Origin of the sequence: Asaia siamensis (assembly GCF_014635085.1) — a bacterium.
Classification (GTDB): Bacteria; Pseudomonadota; Alphaproteobacteria; order Acetobacterales; family Acetobacteraceae; genus Asaia; species Asaia siamensis.
Map to the genome: position 1 here is coordinate 56722 of NZ_BMCH01000006.1, position 23371 is coordinate 80092.

At 60.6% G+C, this 23371-nt stretch carries 18 protein-coding genes; 8 read left to right on the top strand and 10 right to left on the bottom strand.

Annotated elements, in window-relative coordinates:
- Nucleotides 1-20: 20 nt before the first annotated feature.
- Entirely contained in the window at nt 21-1511 is a 1491-nt protein-coding gene (locus tag IEV53_RS11280) for a YifB family Mg chelatase-like AAA ATPase (RefSeq protein WP_188426893.1), read from the top strand.
- A gap of 8 nt (nt 1512-1519) precedes the next feature.
- Here the strand turns inward: IEV53_RS11280 and metC are convergent, their stop codons facing one another.
- Entirely contained in the window at nt 1520-2743 is a 1224-nt protein-coding gene (gene metC, locus IEV53_RS11285) for a cystathionine beta-lyase (RefSeq protein WP_188426894.1), read from the bottom strand.
- A gap of 13 nt (nt 2744-2756) precedes the next feature.
- On the bottom strand, nt 2757-3599 hold the full coding sequence (locus IEV53_RS11290) for a sulfurtransferase (RefSeq protein ID WP_188426895.1): 843 nt from the start codon (nt 3597-3599) through the stop codon (nt 2757-2759).
- A gap of 94 nt (nt 3600-3693) precedes the next feature.
- Between IEV53_RS11290 and IEV53_RS11295 the strand changes: the two genes are divergently transcribed.
- Together IEV53_RS11295 and IEV53_RS11300 are read left to right on the top strand one after the other, a co-directional pair.
- A complete protein-coding gene (locus IEV53_RS11295; protein ID WP_188426896.1) occupies nt 3694-4749 on the top strand; it encodes an AI-2E family transporter in 1056 nt (351 codons plus the stop codon).
- A complete protein-coding gene (locus IEV53_RS11300) occupies nt 4746-5480 on the top strand; it encodes an endonuclease/exonuclease/phosphatase family protein (RefSeq protein WP_229719844.1) in 735 nt (244 codons plus the stop codon). Before IEV53_RS11295 ends, IEV53_RS11300 begins: the two co-directional genes overlap by 4 nt.
- Here the strand turns inward: IEV53_RS11300 and cls are convergent.
- The gene (gene cls, locus IEV53_RS11305; protein ID WP_371869870.1) at nt 5464-6882 is read right to left on the bottom strand and encodes a cardiolipin synthase; all 1419 of its coding nucleotides are present in this window, start codon (nt 6880-6882) and stop codon (nt 5464-5466) included. The two genes, IEV53_RS11300 and cls, sit on opposite strands and share 17 nt — an antisense overlap.
- A 78-nt stretch (nt 6883-6960) precedes the next feature.
- Here cls and IEV53_RS11310 point away from each other — a divergent pair, with 78 nt between their 5' ends.
- The gene (locus tag IEV53_RS11310) at nt 6961-7740 is read left to right on the top strand and encodes an arginyltransferase (RefSeq protein WP_264784236.1); all 780 of its coding nucleotides are present in this window, start codon (nt 6961-6963) and stop codon (nt 7738-7740) included.
- Between the two features lie 15 nt (nt 7741-7755).
- Here IEV53_RS11310 and parC read toward each other — a convergent pair whose 3' ends face one another.
- Entirely contained in the window at nt 7756-9978 is a 2223-nt protein-coding gene (parC, locus tag IEV53_RS11315) for a DNA topoisomerase IV subunit A (protein WP_188426899.1), read from the bottom strand.
- Between the two features lie 243 nt (nt 9979-10221).
- Between parC and IEV53_RS11320 the strand changes: the two genes are divergently transcribed.
- Nucleotides 10222-10932: a bacteriorhodopsin gene (locus IEV53_RS11320; RefSeq protein WP_188426900.1), complete on the top strand. Its 711-nt coding sequence runs from the start codon at nt 10222-10224 to the stop codon at nt 10930-10932.
- 31 nt (nt 10933-10963) lie between these two features.
- Nucleotides 10964-11863 carry a Brp/Blh family beta-carotene 15,15'-dioxygenase gene (locus IEV53_RS11325; protein ID WP_188426901.1) on the top strand — a complete coding sequence of 300 codons (900 nt, stop codon included), beginning with the start codon at nt 10964-10966 and terminating at the stop codon, nt 11861-11863.
- On the opposite strand, the gene recO is transcribed toward IEV53_RS11325, so the two are convergent.
- The 3 genes from recO to rpsB all read right to left on the bottom strand — a co-directional run bounded on the left by recO (nt 11843) and on the right by rpsB (nt 14478).
- The gene (gene recO / locus IEV53_RS11330; protein WP_188426902.1) at nt 11843-12652 is read right to left on the bottom strand and encodes a DNA repair protein RecO; all 810 of its coding nucleotides are present in this window, start codon (nt 12650-12652) and stop codon (nt 11843-11845) included. The genes IEV53_RS11325 and recO overlap by 21 nt on opposite strands.
- A gap of 33 nt (nt 12653-12685) precedes the next feature.
- The gene (gene tsf / locus IEV53_RS11335; protein ID WP_188426903.1) at nt 12686-13591 is read right to left on the bottom strand and encodes a translation elongation factor Ts; all 906 of its coding nucleotides are present in this window, start codon (nt 13589-13591) and stop codon (nt 12686-12688) included.
- A 104-nt stretch (nt 13592-13695) separates the two neighbouring features.
- Nucleotides 13696-14478 carry a 30S ribosomal protein S2 gene (gene rpsB, locus IEV53_RS11340; protein WP_188426904.1) on the bottom strand — a complete coding sequence of 261 codons (783 nt, stop codon included), beginning with the start codon at nt 14476-14478 and terminating at the stop codon, nt 13696-13698.
- Between the two features lie 519 nt (nt 14479-14997).
- On the opposite strand from rpsB, the gene IEV53_RS11345 reads away from it, so the two are divergent.
- A complete protein-coding gene (locus IEV53_RS11345; RefSeq protein WP_188426905.1) occupies nt 14998-15669 on the top strand; it encodes a response regulator transcription factor in 672 nt (223 codons plus the stop codon).
- On the top strand, nt 15670-17043 hold the full coding sequence (locus IEV53_RS11350) for a sensor histidine kinase (protein WP_188426906.1): 1374 nt from the start codon (nt 15670-15672) through the stop codon (nt 17041-17043). It begins immediately after the preceding gene.
- A 940-nt stretch (nt 17044-17983) separates the two neighbouring features.
- Here IEV53_RS11350 and dnaE read toward each other — a convergent pair.
- From dnaE to IEV53_RS11370, 3 genes are read right to left on the bottom strand one after another with little or no spacing between them, the layout of a single operon-like run.
- A complete protein-coding gene (gene dnaE / locus IEV53_RS11360) occupies nt 17984-21403 on the bottom strand; it encodes a DNA polymerase III subunit alpha (RefSeq protein WP_188426908.1) in 3420 nt (1139 codons plus the stop codon).
- Nucleotides 21404-21447: 44 nt separating this feature from the next.
- A complete protein-coding gene (locus IEV53_RS11365) occupies nt 21448-22131 on the bottom strand; it encodes an ABC transporter ATP-binding protein (protein WP_188426910.1) in 684 nt (227 codons plus the stop codon).
- On the bottom strand, nt 22124-23371 hold the full coding sequence (locus tag IEV53_RS11370; protein ID WP_188426911.1) for a lipoprotein-releasing ABC transporter permease subunit: 1248 nt from the start codon (nt 23369-23371) through the stop codon (nt 22124-22126). The genes IEV53_RS11365 and IEV53_RS11370 overlap by 8 nt, the downstream gene beginning before the upstream one ends.

A 23371-nucleotide genomic window follows, 5' to 3' on the forward strand; every position in this document is an offset into this window, starting at 1 on the left:
TCCTGACAATAGTAGGTGCCGTGTCCTCTTCTTCATCGATTGCCCGCATCCAGAGCTTCGCTTTTGCGGGAATCGATGCGATACCGGTCACAGTCGAGATCCAGATCTCATCGGGCCTGCCCGCCTTCATTATCGTAGGCCTGCCTGACAAGACTGTCGGCGAAGCCCGCGAGCGCGTTCGAGCCGCTCTGGCAGCCCTTGGTCTTGCGCTTCCGCCCAAACGCATTCTGATCAACCTCGTGCCTGCCGACCTGCCAAAGGAAGGCTCCCATTTCGACCTCCCCATCGCTCTTGCGATCATGACCGCCATGGGAATTCTGTCTCATGAGGCCGTAAGCGCCTATGCGGCCATAGGCGAACTTTCTCTCGATGGTCGTCTGCAAGCAACCGGCGGCGTGCTTTCGGCCGCACTTGAGGCGGTCAGAGCGCGTCATGGTCTGATCTGCCCCAAACCGCAGGCGCAGGAGGCACGCTGGGCCAGCGATACGCTCGACATCCTCGCCCCGGAGACGTTGCGCGCCCTTCTGGCCCATTTCAACGGCGATCATATCCTCTCGCCGCCTGAGCTCGAACGGGTCGACATGCCGCCCCCTCTGGCCGATCTGGCAGAAATCAGAGGCCTCGATCTCGGAAGGCGGGCGCTCGAGATCGCTGCATGCGGCGGCCATTCCCTGCTCATGACCGGGCCTCCGGGAGCGGGGAAATCCATGCTGGCCCAGTGCCTGCCCTCCATCCTCCCGGATCTGACCCATGAGCAGATCCTCGAATGCAGCCGCATTCACAGTCTCGGCGGTCAGGCGAGCGGCAGCCTGCTGGTCACGCAGCCACCATTTCGCGCCCCCCATCACTCGACCACCCTGCCCGCGCTTATAGGCGGCGGCGCCCGGTCACGGCCGGGCGAAGTCAGCCTGGCCCATAACGGAGTGCTGTTTCTGGATGAACTGCCAGAGTTCTCGCGCGCCTGCCTCGAATCCCTGCGTCAACCACTCGAGACCGGCACGATTACCGTGGCACGAGCCAAACAGACCGTGCTCTACCCGTCTCGCTTCCAGTTCATCGCTGCCATGAACCCCTGCCGCTGCGGCTATCTGGGCGATGCCAGCAGGGCTTGCAGAAAAGCGCCCCAATGCGGCGAGGATTATTTGTCGCGGCTATCGGGCCCGATGCTGGATCGTATGGATCTCTCGCTCTTCATCACCCCGGTATCGCCAATCGACATGATCACTGCGCCACCGGGAGAATGCAGCGCCCTTGTTCGCGCCCGTGTCTGCGCGGCGCGCGCCAGACAGATCTCACGTCAGGGCGTACCCAACGCGCAAGCGAACGCAACGACAATTGCCCTGAGCGAGGAAGCACGCAGCCTTGTGACCGAGGCTGACGAGAAACTGCGCCTGTCAGCCCGCGGTCTGACACGGCTTCTTCGCGCCAGCCGCAGCATTGCCGATCTGGCTGCATCTGACGTCGTTGGCGCCCCGCATATCCGCGAGGCGCTCGGTTTCAGAGTGCGTTAGACGCTCGCCTATCCGGCTACAGAGGCGCGCAACACCTCCAGCCCGCCTTCGAGATCGGCAATCAGATCATTGGGGTCTTCAAGCCCGATATGAAGTCTGAAGCTTGGCCCCTCGGGCATGGCATCGGGCAGGGAACGCCGCACCCCTCCTGTTGTAGGCAGAACCAGGCTTTCATAGCCGCCCCATGAGGCGCCGATACCAAACAGGGCAAGCGCGTCGATCATGTCGCGCATGCCGGCAACCGAAAGATCGGCCCGCAACTCCACCCCGAAGAGTGAACTCGCCCCTTCGAAATCACGCCGCCAGAACTCGTGGCCGGGGCATTCCTCGAATGCCGGATGCAGCACGCGCGCCACTTCAGGTCGGCCACGCAGCCACTGGGCCACGAGCAGAGCTGATTGGGCCTGACGCTCCAGACGCACCGCCATGGTGCGCAGACCGCGCAGGGTCAGCCAGCATTCATCCGGCCCGGCAAGCTGGCCGATCTGGATGGCGGCATCACGCAGATCTTTCCAGAGCGCGCCATCGGCCACGGTGATTGCCCCTGCAATGACATCCGAGTGACCGGCCGGATATTTGGTCAGCGCCTGGATAGAGACATCCACCCCGTGGCGGAAAGGCTGGAAAATGCCGATCCCCCACGTATTATCGAGCATAAGCAGGGCGTTACGCTCATGCGCCACCCGCGCCAGCATCGGCACATCCTGCACCTCGAAGGTGTGACTACCGGGGCTTTCGGCAAAGACCACGCGCGTATTCTCGCGCATCATCCCGACAATCGTCGCTTCATCGGCGAGCGGCGCATAATAGCTGGTCTCGATGCCCAGGCGCGCAAGCATCGTACCCGCAAAACGCCGTGTCGGTCCGTAAACGGAATCCGGCAGAAGCAGATGATCACCCGCGTTGAGAAACGCCAGAAGGGGCAGAGTACAGGCTGCCAGCCCCGATGAGACCACCTGGCTGTGCGTGCCCCCTTCGATCAGCGCGATCAGCTTCTCAAGCTCGTGCTGGATCGGCGAGCCCATAGCGCCATAGATCAGCTCGTGCTCATGACTGCGCAGACCCTGTTCCTTCATGGCGGCGAGGGATGGAAACAGGACGGTAGAACCGCGTGTCACAGGCGCGTTGACGAAGCTTCCCTCTTCGGGCGTTGGCTCGGGGCGACCACCCTGCACCAGAAGGGAAGACAGGCGCTTCCAGCCGGAAGTGACCTGCTTTGCGGTGTTTTCCACTCTCTCTTGTCTCCTAAGACGCTTCTATCGGGGTCGCGGGGTCGCTCCCCCACTCTGCCCATGACCCATCGTAAATCCGCCCCGGCGCAAGACCGGCCACGCGCAGCGCCATGGTCACTGTTGCCGCTGTCAGCCCCGAACCGCAGCTGGTGATGACGCGGCGCTGCCCGGCACCGAGGCTCTGCAAACGCGCCAGAAGTACGTCAGGCTGCACAAAGCAGCCCTGCTCGTCGATCAGATCGCTGTAAGGCAGGCTGGACGCGCCCGGCATATGGCCACCACGGGTGTTCGGTCTTGGCTCCGGCACCTCCGCGTGAAACCGCGCATGGCTACGGGCATCAAGAATCACCACATCCGGATCATCCAGCGCGTCAAGCACGTCACCCTTGCCAGCAAGCAGCGCATAGCGTGTGCGTGTCAGATAAGGTTCCTGAGCTTTTGGAGCCGGCTCCGGTATCTCTTGGGGATTCAGCCCGGCGCGGGTGACGGCAGCCAATCCGCCATCAAGCACATGAACGGCATCATGTCCGAAAAGCGAGGCCATCCAGTGGGCGCGACACGCGCCTATGCTGCCTTTCTGGTCGTAAAAAACGATACCGGTCTCGCGGGTAATACCCAGTGCCGTCATGAACGACGCGAACACAGCCGCACCCGGCACCATATGCGGCAGGCTGTCCGCCTTCTCGCATATCTCGTTGATGCGGAAACGATCGGCCTGCGGAAACGCTAGTTCATGAAACGCGGCCTCGAAATCTCCTTCCTGCCCGGGCAGAAGGATCGAGGCGTCAAGATAGCGGTAACGGCGCACGGGAAGCGCCATCAGGGTTTGCACATCGATGAGGGGTGCCAGCGTCATGAACGGACCTTGCGAGAACCAGTTGAGGACCGCACGATAGCAGCCAGAAGCACGATCTGGTCAACTGGCGCGGCTGAGGGCCACGGGAGATTTTGTGACGACTGAACGCATCATGCTGGGATTGCTGCTTGTCGGTGTGGCCTATGGCTGCGGCGTCGTTCTGTGGCCCTTCCTCTCGGCCATTCTCTGGGGCGCCATTCTCACTTTCACGACATGGCCGCTCTTCAAGCGCCTGCGTAGGCACATGCGTCCCTCCCTTGCTGCCGTGACCATGATGGTCTGCAGCGCCATTGCCATCGTCATGCCTCTGGCGCTTCTCACCTCCACCGGCATCGCTGACCTGCCCCTCATCATCGAAGGGATCAATTCAGAAATCGAGGCGCTGAGCCGTACCCACCCCGCACCGAACTGGCTGGCCTCCCTCCCCGCAATCGGCCCGCAATTATCGACCGCCTATCTGCACTGGAACCACGATGTCAGAGGTATTGGTGAAGCCCTGCATCCTTATGCCGGGCAGATAGCGCATTATGCCCTCAAGGCCCTGATGCAGATGGCAAGCGGTCTGGCCGAGCTGGTCATGGCGCTGTTCATCGCCCTGTTTTTCTGGATCAGCGGAGACTCGCTGGGGCGCGTCATTCATGCCGTCCTTACCCGCATCACGGGCAATTATGCCGACCGTCTCATCACGATCATCGGCGGGGTAATCCGTGGCACGGTTTACGGCATTCTCGGCACCGCCATCGTTCAGGGCGTGCTGACGGCCATCGGCCTGTTCATTTCCGGTGTGCCCGCCCCTGTGCTTCTGGGTGGCGTGGCCGCTTTCGTTGCCGTGTTCCCCGTGGGCGCCCCTCTTGTCTGGGCGCCCGCCGCCATCTGGCTTGCCCTGCATCATCATCTCGGCTGGGGGCTTTTTCTGGCCGGTTACGGCATTATCTTCATTTCAGGCGCCGATCATATCATCCGTCCCGCCTTCATCGCGCGCGGTGCGCAGTTGCCCTATCTGCTGACTGTGCTTGGCGTTCTGGGTGGTGTGGTCACATTGGGTGGACTGGGCATTTTCCTTGGTCCAGTATTGCTCGGAGTCGGCTATACATTGACGACCGAATTCGCTCGCGGCGCCTATCAGACCGAAAAGAAAATGCTGCAATGAGCCAATCTTTACTTCAGACAGAGCCAGACTCTTCCATCGCGGAGGCCGAGGCCCCGCGAATCGGTCAGAGTTTTACCATACTCAGCTGGAATCTTCTGCGCGCTGTAGGCGCCCCTCTTGACGAGGTCGTTGCCGTTGCGCGCAGCGTGAAGCCGGATATCTTTCTGATGCAGGAGGCTATCGGCACGTTTGACCGTCTTCCCCAGATATTGGGGGGGCATTACGCGCGTATCCCCCTGCCCGACCGTATTCATGGTACGGCATGCTGGAGCCGCTTTCCTTTCGCCCGTCCCCCTGTCTCCTGTGCCCTGCCTTCGGGAGTGATGGTGAAGCGCACCGCGCAGCTGATCGATTTCGGCTCGTTTTCCATCGCCAATGTTCATTTGTCGCACGGGCAGATCCTCAACCGGCGCCAGCTGCGACGCATCGCTCCCATGCTGCGACACAATGCGCTCGTCATGGGCGATTTCAATCTCATCGGCCCTACCCTGATGCCCGGCTTTCGGGATGTCGGCCCCAGAGAAGCGACGCATCGTATGGCGGATGTGCTGCCCATTCGCATTGATCGATGCATGGTGCGCGGCATGACGCCTCTCGAGACGGCGGTTCTGCCCAATCAGAGCTCCGACCATCATCCTATCCGCGTGACATTGCGCCTCGACGCACCGGACAGGCACCGGAGCTTCTTTCAGCGGCTCAAGGACAGGCAGCAGCTCAAAGATAAGGGCTGAAAAGCCTGACCGAGGCGTTACGGACCTTGCGAACGCTGCTCATGCTGTCGAGCGCATGATGGGTCAGGCGTCTCGTGCGATGGCGCTCCATGAACGCATTGAGTTCCTGCGCAACTGACTCGCTGTAGATTTCAAGGTTGATCTCGAAATTGAGCCTCAGGCTTCGGGCATCGATATTACTGCTCCCCACAAACGACCAGGCCCCATCAACCACCATCAGCTTGGCGTGATTGAAGGGCGGGCGGCTCATCCAGATACGGCACCCTGCTGTCAGGAACGGGGCCAGACTGGCATCGCGGGCATAATCGATCAGCCGGTGATTGCTGCGCTTTGGCAGGATGATATCAATCTCGACCCCGCGCAGGGCAGCGAGACAAAGCTCTGAAACGAGACGCTCATTGGGCAGAAAATAGGGTGTCATGAGGCGCACGGAGCGTCGTGAGAGCGCGATGGCCTGAAGCATCGAGAATTCGATCTTTTCCAGATCGTTATCCGGCCCCGACGTCACGACACGCATCGGTATGTCGCCCTGACGTTCCAGCTCGGGAAAATAGACTTCGCCATCGAGCTGCTCACCGCAGGTAAATGACCAGTCCCGCGCAAAAGCCTCTGACAGCTGATGCACTACCGGCCCTTCGAGACGAAAATGCGTATCAGCAACAGGATGCTTCGTACGCAGGCGACGCAGATTCTCCTCGCCAATGTTGAGGCCACCCATGAAGCCAATCCGTCCATCGATGATCAGCATCTTGCGATGGTTGCGCAGATTGATGAACGGCATCTTCCAGGGCAGGAGCGAATGCATGAAGCGATGACAGGGAATGCCTCTGGCATGCAGCGCTCTGGCAATACCCGAAAAGAAATACCCGCCCCCGATACCATCCACCAGAACGTGCACCGCAACGCCCCGGGCATGGGCGAGCGCCAGCGCCTCGACAAACTGGTCGCCAATACGGTCGGCTCTGAAAATATAGGAGCAGAGGAGAATCGACACGCGGGCAGACGCAATATCCTCGAGCATGCGCGGATAGATATTGTCGCCGTCATGCAGGCAGGTAATCGCGTTACCGCCGAGAAGGGGGCGCTCGGTCAGCTTGCCCACCATACGTGCCAGTGGCTCGAAATCACCCTTCAGACGATAACGGGCATGATAGGCCAGCCCCCGGTCGCGCCAGTGATGATCGCTTACCAGCCGCCGGGCAAGACGCCTGACGCGATTGATGCCGAACATGAGATAAAGCAGGGCCCCGCAGACCGGCATGAGCCAGCTGACGCCTATCCAGCCGGCACAGGCCGCCGTGTTCTGTTTCGTTCTCAGAACATGCAGCGTGACCGCCACGGCAAGACAGACCCGCAGGACGATCATGAAATAGTCAAAAAGCGTGATAGGCCAGCTCATCACTCATTACGTTAGCGTATTCGGCCGAAATTCAAAGGCTACCATCTTGCAACGATAAAATTCATCGTAAAATATGCGAGGATGGAGGAGCATCACTCAAAGACACCGGATAACGCAGGGGAGGAAGAAAGGGTGGTTATGTCGGCACATCGTCCACAGCTTTTCTACACGACCCAACCCTCCCCCTGCCCTTATCTGCCAGGGCGCATCGAGCGAAAGGTCATGACCGAGCTCACCGGGATCGATGCCGATCTGCTGCATGACCGGCTGTCGCGCGCCGGTTTCAGACGCAGCCATGGCATTGTCTACGCGCCGGTCTGCCATAACTGCCAGTCCTGCATCCCCATACGGCTGCCCGTATTCGAGTTCGAGCCTGACCGCACCATGCGGCGGATCAGACGGGGTCTCGCCGATCTGACCGTAGTGGAACGGCCCATCGTCGCCACCATTGAGCAGTATGACCTGTTTCGCGCCTATCAGGAGCAGCGCCACATCGATGGTGACATGGCGCTCATGGGGCTCGATGATTATCAGGCCATGATCGAGACCAGCCCGATCGAGACGAGTATCTTCGAATTCCGCACAAGAGAAGGCAGACTTGTCTGCGTTTCTCTCGTCGACATGCTCTCCGACGGTCTGTCGGCGGTCTATACCTTCTATTGCGTCGATGACCCTCAACGCTCTTACGGCACGGCCTCGATCCTCTGGCTGATCGAAGAAACCGCCCGACGCGGCAAGTCCTATCTCTATCTCGGCTACTGGGTGCCTGGCAGCGCCAAGATGGGGTATAAATCGCGCTTTCGCCCGGCAGAAATCCTCAAATCCGGGCAGTGGCAGCGTCTTGCCATTCAGGAAGACTGAACGGCGAGGCTCGTGTCAGCCACGCGATGCGGGTTTGCGTGTCATCCACTGAGGGGCAGCCTTGCCCTGATCGGCGCGCTTGCCTGTAATCGAGGCGAGATCTGCTTCACTGCGCGGCTTTTGCCCCTCATGCCAGACCAGCCCCTCAGTGCTCGAGAACACACGCAGATCAACCAGACGCTGACCCGGCGGAAGTTTCTGAATGGTGACGCCCATGCCCTTGGTCATCTCCGGCAAGGCAGAGACCGCAAATGACAGGGCCTTGCGATTGCTACCCATGGTCACAATCTGTTCGCCTGTCACAGCCACGCAGAACGAGGCGCGGTCACCGTCACGCAGGGTCAGTACCTGCTTGCCCGTACGCTTTTCTGCCGCCATGTCGACATCGCGCACCACCATCCCTCGCCCGCTCTCGCTCGCAAGAATATGGCGGCCGTTCTCGTCGAGAACAAAGAAGGTGACGATCTCTTCTTCCTGCGGCAGGTCGGCCAGAACACGGATCGGCTGGCCAAAGCCACGTCCACGCGGCAGATCGGCTGCCTTGAGCGTGAAGACACGCCCCCCGCTCACCAGAAGACATAGTCGCTCGGTGCTCTGGCATTCGAGCGAGAGGCCGAAGGCGTCGCCTTCCTTGAATTTATGGCTTTCTGGGTCGATACCGTGCCCCTTGATCGCCCGCACCCAGCCTTCACGCGACAACAGAACGGTCAGCGGTTCGCGATCGAGCTGGATGGCTGCGCTCAGATCGATCGGCGCAGGGGGCGCTGCAATCTGCGTACGGCGAGCGCCAAGCGCGCCATCGCCAAAGCGCGCTGCGGTCGCCTCAAGCTCCTTGCCGATACGGTTCCAGCGCTTGCGCTCACTGCCAAGCAGCCCTTCAAGGCCTGCCTTCTCCTTGAGCAGAGCATCGCGCTCCTTGCGGATCTCGATTTCCTCGAGCCTGCGCAGCGAACGCAGACGCATGTTCAGCACATATTCGGCCTGCAGCTCTGTCAGGCTGAAGGCCAGCATCAGCTCGGGCTTGGGCTCATCGCCTTCGCGAATGATGCGGATGACCTCATCCAGATTGAGATAGACCGCCAGAAATCCTTCGAGAATTTCAAGGCGACGTTCCACCGCGCTGAGACGGTGATTCGAACGACGAACGAGCACGATTTCACGGTGATCGAGCCATGACTGGATGACCTCCCGCAGCCCCATGACACGTGGCACACGGTTGGCATCCAGCACGTTCATGTTCAGGCTGAAGCGGCTCTCAAGCGCCGTGACGCGAAAAAGCGTCTCCATCAGCACTTCAGGCTCGATACCCTTGGTCTTCGGCTCAAGAACAAGGCGAATATCGGTCGTGCTCTCATCCCGGATATCGGCGAGCAGCGGCAGCTTCTTCTGCTCCATCAGCTCGGCAATCTGCTCGATCAGGCGCGATTTCTGCACCTGATAGGGGATTTCGGTCACGATAACGGTCCAGGTACCGAAACGCCCCTGTTCGACGTCCCAACGCGCCCGCGTCCGGAAGCTGCCACGCCCGGTCTCATAGGCGGCGCGCATGCTCTGCGCTTCCTCGATCAGCACGCCACCTGTTGGGAAGTCCGGCCCAGGCATATACTGCATCAGCGTTTCGACGGGCGCCTGCGGGTCGTCAATCAGATGACGCGCGGCACGGCAGATTTCGGCAGCATTATGGGGCGGTATGCTGGTCGCCATGCCAACCGCAATACCGGCAGCCCCATTGGCCAGCAGATTGGGGAAAGCGCCCGGAAGCACAACCGGCTCGGCGTCTTCATTGTCATAGGTCGGGCGGAAATCGACGGCGTCGTCCTCGATGCCCTCCAGCAGCGCCTTGGCGACTTCGGTCAGACGGGATTCGGTGTAACGCATGGCTGCCGCGTTATCGCCGTCGATCGAGCCAAAATTGCCCTGGCCCTCGACAAGCGGATAGCGCACGGCAAAATCCTGCGCCAGACGCACCAGCGCCTCATAGACGGCGGCATCGCCATGGGGGTGGAACTTACCGATGACGTCACCCACCACGCGGGCGCATTTCTTGAAGCCGGAGCTCGGGTCCAGCTTCAGCTGCTGCATGGCGTAAAGGATGCGGCGATGGACCGGCTTCATCCCGTCACGCACGTCCGGCAGGGAGCGTGCCATGATGGTCGACATCGCATAGGCGATATACCGCTCGCTCAGCGCATCGGCGAGCTTCGTATCCTCGATATGTCCTGCCAGATCCTGACTCATGCCACGCCCTTTCGTTTCAAGGCAGATAAGGCGGCGCGAGGGGCGCTGTCCAGAGCAAATACCCCGTTTTTGTTCCCATCTTCATTGCACCGGGCCAGGGTCATGATTTGCCCGTCCTGCCCCTCGATCGCGCAGCTTTTCGCGCAACGGCCAGAGAAAAGTATCATGTCAAGTTAAGAGATTTACAACTTTATGTGTCAGACGCCGTTCATCGCTCTCCTCTTCCTGTGAAAGACAGCGATTATGACCCTGACGGTTCTCTGGCTAACTGCCCTGATCATGTTTGCCGGTGGGACGGCCCTGCTTGTGCTCGGCAAGCGCCGCGCGGAAACCGAAGGGGTAATGAGCCTTGCCCATGGTATCGTGCCCATCATCGCTGGATGCCTCTACGTCGCCATGGCGACCGGACAGGGCGCCATGCTTCTCCCGACGGATGCCACTCTGGCGGGCGCCGCCAGCACGACCCGCATCTTCTGGTTCGGTCGCTATATCGACTGGGTCTTCACCACGCCGCTTCTTCTGGTTGGCTTGGGGTTTCTGGGCATGTTCCGCGGCCGCAAGCGGGGCGATCTGCTGCTGGGGGCGGTCTCGGCAGATGTGATCATGGTGATCACGGCCTTCGCGTTCAGCGCATCGGAAAACATCGCCAGCCGCTGGATCTGGTTCCTGCTGTCCTGCATCGCCTTTCTGGGCGTGTATTACGTTATCTGGGTCTCTCAGCTCGAGGCGAACCGTCTCGAACACCCTGAAGTCCAGAGCGCCTATATCCGAAGCGCTACGATCCTGTCGGTATTGTGGATGGTCTACCCGATCATTCTGGCTCTCTCGCCCGACGGGCTGGGCATTGTCTCGGACTCCGCCAGTGTCCTGGTGATTGCGGTTACCGATGTCCTTGCGAAGGTCGGGTTCGGCTTCATCAGCCTGTCGGATGACCGGAAGCTGGCGAGCGTCTGACCGTGTCTCGCCCGGGGCGCGCCCTGTGATCATGACAGGACGCCACGACCCTTTTCTACGCCTCTACTGGGGCTGCGCCGTGATACTCGCCGCAGCCTCGATCCTGACCAGCAGCACATTACTGGCCCTCGCGGCGATCATTCTTTTCGGGCTGCCCCATGGCGCCCTCGATGGTGAAATGGCGCGTCAGATCCTACGCCCCCGGTGCGGAGCGGCATGGTTCATTCTCTTTGCGCTCCCTTATCTCGCCCTGCTCGCCCTCGTGCTCGTTCTGTGGCGCCTCTATCCGCTTGCAACGCTGACCGGCTTCCTTGCCCTCTCCCTCTGGCATTTCGGAAGTGAGACAAGCGAGAGCAGCGCATCGATACTCAGCGCGCTGATATATGGCGGCGCGCCACTCATCCTGCCGTGCGTTTTTCACCCGGCGGCAACAGCCTCCCTGCTAAGCGCGATGGCGCCACCAACGCATCTTACCTCCCCGCCCTTCTGGCTGGTCTGGCTTTTCCCGTTCTGGGTCATGGCAGCGAGTGCCTGGCTTGGCGTAACCCCTCGCGAGAAACGTTTGGAGAAACTGGGATTGCTCTGCGGGCTGACTGCGGTGTTCGCCGTGCTGCCGCCTTTGCAGGCATTCATGATCTATTTCATTTTCCAGCACGCGCCGGCCCATGTCGCGACGCTTGTCGAAGACAGGCGATGGAAACGCCTGGTCTCGGCGCAAGCGGCGTTACGCTACAGCCTGAGTCTGACGGCAGCGACGCTGATTATCGGCGCCTTGCTGATCCCGTTTTATACTGGCCCCATGGTCGAGCGGCTGCTTTCCCTTACCTTCCAGCTTCTGGCGGCGTTGACGCTGCCTCATATGGTATTCGACTTCCTGACAGGCCAAATAAAAGAAGAAACGCAGCTCTGGTCAGCCACCCGCCCCGTCTGACGGCGATAGCGAACGATCCTCCTGCTCGCCCTCTTCGTCAGCTTTCGGCATAGCCAGCGCTCTGACGCGCATTTCCAGTCGCTCCCTTGCGCCAGGAACAGGCCGATGGCGTGCGCCAAACAAATGGCGAGCGAGAAAATGCCCTGTCAGAGCAAGGCCCTGTGCCCAAAGTATCGGGTCATCAGCGCCCTCATCGCCACCATCCGGACGGAGATAGGCAGGAAGTGGCAGAAGGCGGTCGGTCCAGATTCCTGCCCCTTCCGCACTCACAGCGCGACCGGTTTTCGGGGAGACATAGCGCAGCCCATCCTGCACGCCAGTCACTGCGCAGGAAACGAGCGTCAGACCATAACCGAGCGTGGCAAGAAGCGCCGTCTCCCAACGGACGTAATCGATTACCGGCGCCGGGTCGGCCAGCACGCAGAAGGCGGTCAGGTCGCGTATCGTCCGCAGAAAGAAATCAGGATGGGGTTCGCGATCCGGCAAGGCGGAATCGGTCAGTTCGGCAGCGGCCTGAACGAGGGCAAGCTGCAAGGGGCGGTCAAGAAGCCTGACGGCTGTTTCCTGCACCATTTCGCCAGTCAACTGACCAAGCTGGTCAGACAGGCGTGAGGCATAACGGGCCAGAATGAGATTGCCCGGTTGCCAGAGCGCGGCCTGACGCCGTGACGAACCGCCACGCACCAGACCGGCAATGCGGCCATACTCTTCGGTGAAGAGATGGACCACCGCCCCGCCCTCGCCGTAGCGGCGGGCAGAGAGGACGATCGCGGCGCATTCGAAATTCATGCGCCGCGCCCGATTTGAGGCCTGATCAGACGATCAGACGCCAGCAGCAGCGGCCACTTCAGCGGCGAAGTCGCTGGTTTCCTTCTCGATGCCTTCACCGAGCTGGAAGCGCTCGAAAGCAACGAGCTTGGCACCGGCCTTCTCGACAACCTTGGCAACGCGCGTCTCGCCGTCATGCACCCAGACCTGCTCCAGAAGAACGACTTCTTCATAGAACTTGCGAATGCGGCCTTCGATCATCTTCTCGATGATGGCTTCCGGCTTGCCGGATTCACGAGCCTGCTCGATCAGAACCTGGCGCTCACGCTCCAGAGCTTCCGGATCGACGCTGGCCACTTCGAGAGCTGCCGGACGGGTTGCCGCGACATGCATGCCGATCTGACGACCCAGCGTCAGCAGGGCTTCGGATTCCGACGGTGCTTCGACAGCTGCCAGAACGCCGATCTTGCCAACGCCCGGACGCAGCGCGCTGTGGACGTAGGAAGCGACGATGCCCGAAGGAACGGTCAGCACCTTGGCGCGACGCAGCGACATGTTCTCACCGATCGTGGCGATCAGGTGGGTCAGCTCTTCTGCGACCGTGCGGCCAGTGGCCAGCTTTGCCTGCGAAAGGGTGTCGAGATCGTCACCGGCTTCGAGCGCAGCATGAGCCACGGCCTCGACAAATGCCTGGAACGCTTCGTTGCGGCCCACGAAATCGGTCTCGGCATTGACTTCGACCATAGCGGCCTTGTTCTTGCCGGAAGCGACGGCCACGAGGCCTTCTGCCGTCGTGCGGCCAGACTTCTTTGCAGCCTGCGACAGCCCCTTGGCGCGCAGCCAGTCGATGGCGGCATCCATGTCGCCAGCAGCTTCGGTGAGGGCCTTCTTGCAGTCCATCATGCCGGCGCCGGTCTTTTCGCGCAGGTCACGAACGAGGGCAGCAGTGATTTCCGCCATGTTCCATACTCCTTCAGGAATGAAACGGCGCGCCACAGCCTTTCAGCCGGGCACGCCCAAAATAGTCAGATGCCGGGAGAGCCCGAAAGCTCTCCACAGGCAGATCAGGCTTCAGCCGGAGCTTCTGCCGTCGTTTCCTCAACAACCGTCTCGACCGGCAGTTCTTCAGAAGCGCCGAAATCAACGCCCGAAGCAGCCATTTCAGCCGAGATGCCGTCCAGAACCGACTGCGCCACGAGGTCGCAATAGGTGGTGATGGCGCGGATAGCGTCGTCATTGCCCGGGATCGGGTAGGTCACGCCAGCCGGGTTGGAGTTGCTGTCGAGAACAGCAATGACCGGAATGCCGAGCTTGTTGGCTTCTTCAACAGCCAGCTTTTCCTTGTTCGTGTCGATCACGAACAGGATGTCGGGCAGGCCGCCCATTTCCTTGATGCCGCCGAGCGAACGCTCGAGCTTCTCGCGGTCACGGGTGATGTCGAGAATTTCCTTCTTCGTCAGACCATGCGTGTCGCCGGAGAGCATCTCGTCGATCTGGCGCAGACGCTTGATCGAACCGGTGATGGTCTTCCAGTTGGTCAGCATGCCGCCGAGCCAGCGATGGTTGACGTAGTACTGGCCGCAACGGGTTGCTGCTTCAGCAACGTGCTCGGCTGCAGCGCGCTTCGTGCCGACGAACAGCACGCGACCGCCACCGGCAACCGTGTTGCGAACGGCCTGGAGGGCGCGGTCGAGCAGGGGAACGGTCTGCTGCAGGTCGATGATGTGAACCTGGTTGCGGACACCGAAGAGATAGGGTGCCATCGCCGGGTTCCAGCGACGCGTGTGGTGACCAAAGTGAACGCCGGCTTCGAGCAGCTGACGCATGGTGAATTCGGGCATCGCCATGATGCAAATTCCTGTTCTTCTGGTTGTGCCTCCGTATGACTTCGCCAGCCTTGCAGGCCGACACCAGATAGTCTGTCGTCATACGTGCGAATTGCCCTTCTCCCCGACAGCGGAGCCGCCAGAGAAGTTAGACGGGCGCGGTATCGCCTTTTTTGCCCCAAAAGGCAAGGACGAAGCACCCAATCGCAGAGGAAACATGCATCCCGCCCTGGAACGATGTCAGGGAGCGACGCTATTTGCGCGCCGCAGCGCATCGCCGGATGCTTTGACTGGCGCCCTCCCTTGCCTGGACCGTGAGCCCCAAGCGCGCGCATCAGGCCGCAGCCTTTTGCAAAAGTGAACCGGACCCGCTGATTCGATGCAATTTCGAAAGAAAAATCCTGTGCGTGCACACCGGACGTGTCATGTTCACGCAATGTTGCCCTGCTAAGCGCTCCGCCGCGCACAGGGTCCCTCACACCCGCGCCATACCTTTTGACCTGGGTGGCCCCGGCGGCACCCATTTTCGGAATTACGTCGATGCGGATCCTGTTGATTGAAGACGAACTGGATATGGCGGTGCTGATTACCAGAAGCGTCCAGGACGCAGGATTCGCGATCGATTCCGCGCGCGCGCTCGCCGATGCACGGGAAATGGCGGCCCTCGCCTCCTATGCGCTCATCATCCTTGACCGCCGGCTCCCCGATGGGGACGGCCTCAGCCTTATCCGGAGTTTACGCACTGCGCAGCCCGGTGCGCCCATCATCGTCCTCTCCGCACTGGACGCCGTGCCGGACAGGGTTCAGGGCTTGAATGAAGGAGCGGATGACTATCTCGCCAAACCATTTGACATGGCGGAGCTTCTTGCGCGGGCAAGGGCCGCGCTGCGTCGCCCCGGCGCTGAAGACACGCCGCCCATGATCTGCGGCCGTCTTGGTTTCCACCCCTCGACGCGAGAAGTCACGATCGATGGAACCCCGGTGCTGTTCAAACGGCGCGAGCTTGCTGTCCTCGAGACACTGATACGGCGCGCCGGCAGGGTCGTCAGGCGCGAGACTCTGATCGAGGAAGTCTATGGATTCGACGATGAGATCCAGTCCAACACGCTGGATGCGCATATCTCACGTCTGCGCGTCCGACTTACCGCTTTCAAGGCGGGTATTGTAATTCATCCGATCCGCGGGGTCGGCTATCTTCTGGACCAGTGCTGAATGTGGATTCCCCGTTTCACCTCTTTGCGGATACGCATGACGGCCCTGCTGCTCGGCATTCAGCTCGTCTGTGTGCTCTTCGTGGTCTTTCTGCACCCGTTTCTTATACCAGATACGAGCTATACCGACATCGCGGATATCACGACCCAAGACCTTATCGAGGACTCGCTCACCGCTGACGCCTCGGGTGCGCTGGTCATCGCCCCCACACCGGCCCTGCGCCGATATGCCGCCACCCGGCCTGAACTGATCTACGCAATTGCAGGCGCTGACGGGCAGATCGCCCGTGGCTCGAACAAATATCTCAGCGACCTGCTGAAGCAAATTGCCCCCGTGCGACTGGAAGACTCCGAAGGCTTTGATACGAGGCGGCCCGGCAAGGGGCCGATCTATTTCGACACGCTCGAAACCCGTTTCGGCAAGCTCTTTATTGCAGTGACAGGAGAGGCGTTCGGGATCGCGGACATCCCAAGCTTTTTCGAGTTATTCAAGCCTCTCGTTCTTGTTTACAGCCCGCTGATGATCGGGGTCTTCATCTCACTTCCCCTTCTGATCATCTGGGCTCTGCGCCCGCTCAGCCTTGTCAAACGCGCTGCGGCCTCGATCGATCTTCATAATATCGATCATCCGCTTCCGACAGACGGATTGCCCAATGAGCTTCGTCCCGCCGTCGAGGCAATCAATGCTGCTCTCGCGCGTATTGCTGTCGGCTGGCAGCAGCAGCATTTCTTCATGGCCAATGCCGCTCATGAACTGCGTACTCCCGTTGCCATACTCCAGGCACGCATCGACCAGATCAGGCTCGATAGCGAGAGCCGGATGAGTCTGGGGCGCGATGTGCATCGGCTGCGCCGTCTGGTCGATCAGCTCCTGATCATCGCCCGTCTGGACCGGCAACAGACGACCTCTTTCACGCCCCTCGACATCGTGGACCTCTTACAGGGCGTGCTGGCGGATTGCGCACCTTATGTTCTGCGCAGCCGCCGATCGATCGACCTGCAGTGCAGTGTTCCGAAATGTGAGATCACTGGTGATCGGCAGGCGCTTGGTAGCCTTCTGACGAATCTGATCGACAACGCGACGAAGGCCGAACCCGAGGGAGGGACGATCTTTGTGAAGCTGGACGCTGCACCTACGCATATCACCATCGCGGTTTCCGATCATGGGGCGGGGATTGCCGAGGAAGATCGTCAGCATGTGTTCGAGCCGTTCTGGCGAAAGGACCATCACGAGCCAGGGACTGGTCTGGGCCTCGCTGCTGCGAGGGACATCGTGACGCTTCATGGCGGTAGCATACAGATCGACCAGACACCGGGGGGTGGCGCAAGTTTCAAAGTGGTCCTTCCCGTAGACCCGTCCATTTCGCCCAGATGATGATATGACATGGGAGGAAGAAAATCCCTTCTATAAGGTCTCGCCGTCAGACTCCTGCAATGTCCAGAAACTAGGTTCCTCAGAGCCGGTCATCCTGACGACGCAATTGTCGTCAGCCCCGGCCACGAGGCAAGACTGCGATGATGCAAGTAAGCATAATTCCGCCGCACCGCATGGTTCTGAAAACGACAGGCACTTGCCACCTCTCCTCCCAGCAGCGTCTGGCGCTCTCTGTTCCCTCGCCTTCTGAAGCCATGTTCCATGAGCGAAAACGGATACCTCTTCTCTCGGCTTCTCCAAACGCCATCATGGTAACGTCTGGAGCCGAGTACGGGCTGGTAGCCACATGGTGCGCCACCGCAAACGAGACATTCGGACGCGCTGTGCTCAGGGCCGTCGCCCTCCTGCGCAATGTTCGAGAAAACTGAGCAGATCTGCTGCTCACCCAAGGGATTCCACTCCGCATGATACCGACACGATCACGCCCGACCTTCCCATCATCGCCTCGCTCCCGGCAACCCATAACTCGATGGCTTGACGTCAAACCGCTCTACCCAGAATTCCGTATAGGGATGCGCGAGAATCGGCCCGCTGCGCGCGATGGTCTCAGCAGCCCGGTCCTCTCCTACGATGCACGAAAAAACGAGTTGGCCGATACGCGACCCGACGCCATGAAGCGTGCCTTCTGGCATACGCTGATATCGAGACGCGTCACGGGGCGCGCCGTGCAGATACTTAAGCTTGCCTCGGTGATGATCACAGAGGCAGCACTGTTACGTCCCATCTCGGCGGCGCTGATATTCGGGCTTCAGATTCGTCTTCTGAAACTTGCGCGTAAACGGGGCCTCGCGGCGAAACGCGGGGGATGAGCTAGTGCCTGAATGCAAAGAGCTCGGCGTAATGGTCCGAAACGCCGACACAGCGAGGCGGTGCGACGAGGTCAGAGATGATCGATGCGTGACACCCCCTGAATCGTCCGCAATTGCTCGCCAAGACGCGGCGTTACCGGGAAATGACCGCTGAGCGTCACTTCGACGGCCTTGGTGTCGTCGACGGCCGGTACCAGAATAATCTTGCCGCGTCCCCTGCCCTTGCTGCCCAGGAGATCGCGCACTTTCGTCACGGCTGAGGTCTCGCTTATCCAGACGCGCATTTCAGAGCTTTCCTGAGCCGCCGCCTTTTCCAGATCTGTCACGTCGGTCGCCGTGATGCGCAGCGCGTCACCTTCCAGTTTGAGATCAGCGGTTACCATTACGGCCTGACCCGCCACGAGCAGATCGCGGCAGCGCGACAGCACTTCAGAGAAGAGCGTGACCTCGCAGCCGCCCGTCGCATCAGAAAGGCGCACCCAGGCCATCTTGCTGCCGCTCTTGGTCGGACGTTCCTTCTTGTCGACGACGCATCCCGCAATACGCACGCGATAAGACCCGTTCTCGGCAGCCGTCATGAGGTTCTGCGACGTCAGCACATTGGCGCGCTTGAGAACCGAACGATAGGCGTCGAGCGGATGAGCCGACATGTGAAAGCCGATCGCTTCTGCCTCAGCCGCCAGACGCTCGAATTCGGGCCAGTAGGGCGCATCGGCAAGGCGAAGCTCTTCCGGTTCGGCTGCTGCGCCAAACAGACCGATCTGGCCCGAAGCGGCCTCCTGCGCTTCCGATTGCGCGCGGCGCATGATGATTTCCGAGCTGGCAAAAACGATATGACGCGGCTTGTCGAGTGAGTCGAATGCCCCCGCCTTGGCCAGATTTTCGATCTGTATCTTGTTGAGCTGTTTCGCGTCGCAACGCGAGGCCAGATCGGCGAGGCTGATGAACGGCTTGTCGCCACGTGCCTCGACGATCGCCTGCATGGCCGAGAAGCCAACGCGCTTGACCGCTGCCAGTGCATAGCGAATGGCCCAGCTGCCATCCTCCTGCTTTTCGAGCGAGAAATCGGCTTTCGAGCGGTTGATATCGACAGGCAGCACCTTGATTTTCATCCGGCGCGCTTCCTGACAAAGCGAAGCCAGCTTGTCAGTCTTTTCTCGCGCCAGCGACATACACCCGGCGAGGAAAGCCACCGGATGGTTCGCCTTCATCCAGGCCGTCTGATACGACACGAGAGCATAGGCGGCTGCGTGGGATTTGTTGAACCCGTAATCGGCGAAGCGGGCCATGAGGTCGAACACTTCAGCCGCTTTTTCCGGCGTGATCCCGCGTCCGGTTGCGCCCTTGACGAAAATCTCGCGCTGCGTGTCCATCTCGGCGCGGATCTTCTTGCCCATGGCACGACGCAGCAGATCGGCGCCGCCGAGGCTATACCCGGCCATCTTCTGCGCGATCTGCATGACCTGCTCCTGATAGACCATGATGCCATAGGTCTCAGACAGGATATCGCGGATCTCTTCGTGAGGCGGCTCCCACTCCGCGCCATGCTTGCGGGCGCAGTAATCGGGAATATTGGCCATCGGCCCCGGACGATAGAGCGCCACCGCCGCAATCAGATCCTCAAGCCGCGTCGGGCGCATCTGCTTGAGCACGTCGCGCATACCTGCGCCTTCGAACTGGAACACGCCGCCAGCATCGCCACGGGCCAGCATGTCATAGGTGGGCGCGTCGTCCAGCGGCAGGGTGGCCAGATCGACCTCAATGCCCTGCTGCGCGATGAAATTGATGCCGCGCTTGAGAATGGTGAGCGTGGTGAGGCCAAGGAAGTCGAACTTCACCAGCCCGGCCTGCTCGACAAATTTCATGTTGTACTGCGTGACCAGCATATCGCTCTTGGGGTCGCGATAGAGCGGCACAAGCTCGACCAGTTCACGATCGCCGATCACCACACCTGCCGCGTGAGTTGACGCGTGGCGATAGAGCCCTTCGAGCTGCAACGCGATTTCCATCAGGCGGCGCAGCGCCTCGTCGTTCTCGCGCATTTCCTGCAGGCGCGGCTCGCCATCGATCGCCTGTTTGAGCGTGACAGGCTTGGCCGGGTTATTCGGGATCAGTTCCGCCACGCGGTTGACCATGCCGAAAGGCAGGCCGAGCACACGCCCGACATCGCGCACCGCCGCACGCGCCTGAAGCTTACCGAAGGTGATAATTTGCGCCACGCGCTCGCCACCATATTCGGTGCGCACGTATCGGATCACCTCATCGCGCCGGTCCTGACAGAAATCGATATCGAAGTCAGGCATCGAGACGCGTTCCGGGTTCAGGAAGCGCTCGAACAGCAGATTGAAGGGCAGCGGGTCGATATCGGTAATGGTCAATGCCCAGGCCACAAGCGAGCCTGCACCCGATCCACGCCCCGGCCCTACCGGGATATCATGCTCCTTGGCCCACTGGATGAAATCCGCAACGATCAGGAAGTAACCGGGGAAGCCCATACGGGCGATGATGCCGAGCTCCATTTCGAGACGCGCCTCATAGCGCGCGCGTGTCGCCTCATCGGCGTCCATACGTTCGAGGCGCAGTCTCAACCCGTCCTGAGACATGCTCCGAAGCGTCTCTTCTTCCGTCGAGCCTTCATTGACCTTGGGGCAGACGGGCAGAAGCGGCGGGCGTGTCGAGACCTTCACCGCACATCGTTGTGCGATCATGAGCGTATTGTCGCAGGCCTCTGGCAGATCGGCGAAAAGAGCCTGCATAGCGTCGGGCGATTTGAACCAGTGCTCGGGCGTAACACGCCAGCGTTCCTGCTCGGCCATGGTGCGGCCTTGTGCAATACAGAGCAGGGCATCATGGGCTTCATGCATGGAAGGCTTGGCGAAAAAGCACTCATTGGTGGCAACAAGTGGCAGGCCCAGACGATCTGCGGCCGCGATCATCCCGGGCTCGACGGCTTTTTCTTCTGGCAGACCATGCCGGTGCAGCTCGACGGCCATGTGCTCGCCAAAGCCTTCCTGCAAACGACGCAGCAACGCCATTGCCTGATCTTCCTGCCCTTCGGCCAGCAGCCGGAACAGCGGGCCGCGCGTGCCACCTGTCAAAAGGAACAAGCCGTCAGAATGGGCGCAAAGCGTCTCGAGCAGAATGGCCGGGTCCGACGGATCGCCTTTGAGAAACCCTTCAGAGGACAGGAACTGCAGGTTGGCAAGACCGACCTCGTTGCGCGCCAGCGCCACCATGGGCTCTGACGGCGCGCCTGGCTTGTCGCTGCGTGATGGGAGGGCGAGCTGACAGCCGACGATTGGCTGCACCCCTTTGGCCGTGCAGTACTGGGAAAATTCCAGCGCACCGAACAGATTGCCCGTATCGGTCAGTCCCACCGCAGGCATGGCCGATTCGGCTGCCAGCGCCACCAGATCGGGGATGCGTATCGCCCCCTGGCTCAGCGAATAGGCGGAGTGATTACGAAGATGAACAAAGCGGGCATGGGACATGAGGCAGGATGTATCAGACCCGCCTCATGGCTTCATCCCTTTCTTTATTTCGCGACGATCTGGCCGTCCCGCAGGGTGACGACACGGTCCATGCGCGAAGCGAGCTCCTCGTTATGGGTCGCGATCAGGGCGCCCACATTCTCGCTACGCACGGCATGAAGCAACTCGTCAAACACGGCGTCAGACGTATGCACGTCAAGATTGCCGGTCGGCTCATCTGCCAGAAGCAGTCTGGGGCGATTGGCCAGAGCGCGGGCGATCGCCACGCGCTGCTTTTCACCACCCGAGAGCTTGCCGGGCAGATTTTGCAGACGATGGGCCAGACCAAAACGGGTCAGCAAATCGGTCGCCCGTGCCTTTGCCTCACGAGGGGCCACGCCTGCGACATGCTGGGGCAGCACCACATTTTCCAGCGATGAAAACTCGGCCAGAAGATGATGGAATTGATAGACGAAGCCGATCTCGTCCCGGCGTATCTGCGTCCGCAGAGTATCGCTGAGCGTGCGTGTCTCACGCCCAGCGACACGGACTGCGCCCTCCTGAGGGGATTCGAGCAGGCCCGCAATGTGGAGAAGCGTCGATTTGCCTGTGCCACTCGGCGCGACCAGCGCCACGATCTCACCGGGATAGAGATCGAAGCTCGCTCCCTTGAGAATCTCGAGTGTTTCGTCGCCCGACCGAAAGCGCCTCGTAACGCCCTCAAGGCTGAGGACCGGTGTTTCACTCATGGCGCAGCGCCTCGATAGGGTCGGTTTTGGCCGCGCGCCATGACGGATACAGCGTGGCAAGGAAGGAGAGCGCCAGCGCCATGACCATCACCTCGATAACCTGAGACCAGATCAGCTTCGCAGGCAGATGCTCGAGATAGTAGAACTCGGGATTGAACAGGCTTGTATGGGTGAGATGCTCCACACCATGCTGGATACGCTCGATATTGAGGCAGAACACCACACCGATGCCAAAGCCGATCAGCGTGCCTGATACGCCCACGGAGGCACCGCACATCAGAAAGATGCGCATGATCGCCCCACGGCTCGCCCCCAGCGTTCGCAGCACGGCGATATCGCGTGTCTTGTCCTTGACCATCATGATCATGGACGAAATCACGTTGAACGCTGCCACAAGAATAATGAGCGTAAGAATGAGGAACATCACGTTCTGCTGCACGGTCAGTGCGCCCAGAAAGGCATTGTTGCTCTGTGTCCAGTCCATGACCCGCAGTCTCGGGTCATCCAGTCGCTCGGCAATGGCACGCGTGACCGGTGTCACCTCCAGCGCGTCTTTTGTCGCCACCTGAATGAGCGACACGGCACCGGGCATCATGAGAAAACGCTGTGCTGAATCGAGCGGCATGAGAATGACGCTCGTATCGTAATCATTGACGCCAGCGTCGAATACCATCGCCACATGATAGGCGCGTATGCGCGGCATGGTGCCAAAAGGCGTCGCCCGCCCATTGGGCGAAAGCAGCGTGACCTTGCTGCCAACGCTCAGCCCGGCCCGCGCTGCCAGTGTCGCGCCAACGGCAATGGCATCGTCACCCTGGAAATCGGCCAGCTTGCCCTCAACCACGGTATCGCTCAGCGCATGAAGATCACGCAGATCATCCGGCGCAATGCCGCGCACGACACCCCCTGTCGAGTAGTTGCCAGCATCGATCAGCACCGTGCCTTCCGCCATCGGGGTCACACGGGTGACGTTCTTCACGCCTTTGATGGCGACGACATCATCCTGATAATTGCTGATACTGTGACCGGCGCTGAAGATGTTCAGATCGCCATTAAGCCCGAGCACGCGCCCCATCAGATCAGCGCGAAAACCATTCATCACCGCCATGACAATAATCAGGGTTGCGACACCGAGCGCGATACCGATAAGCGAAAAAATGGCGATGATGGAAACGAAACGTTCCCCGCGACGGGCGCGCAGATAGCGCCCCGCCACCACGCGCTCGAAGCGATTGAACAT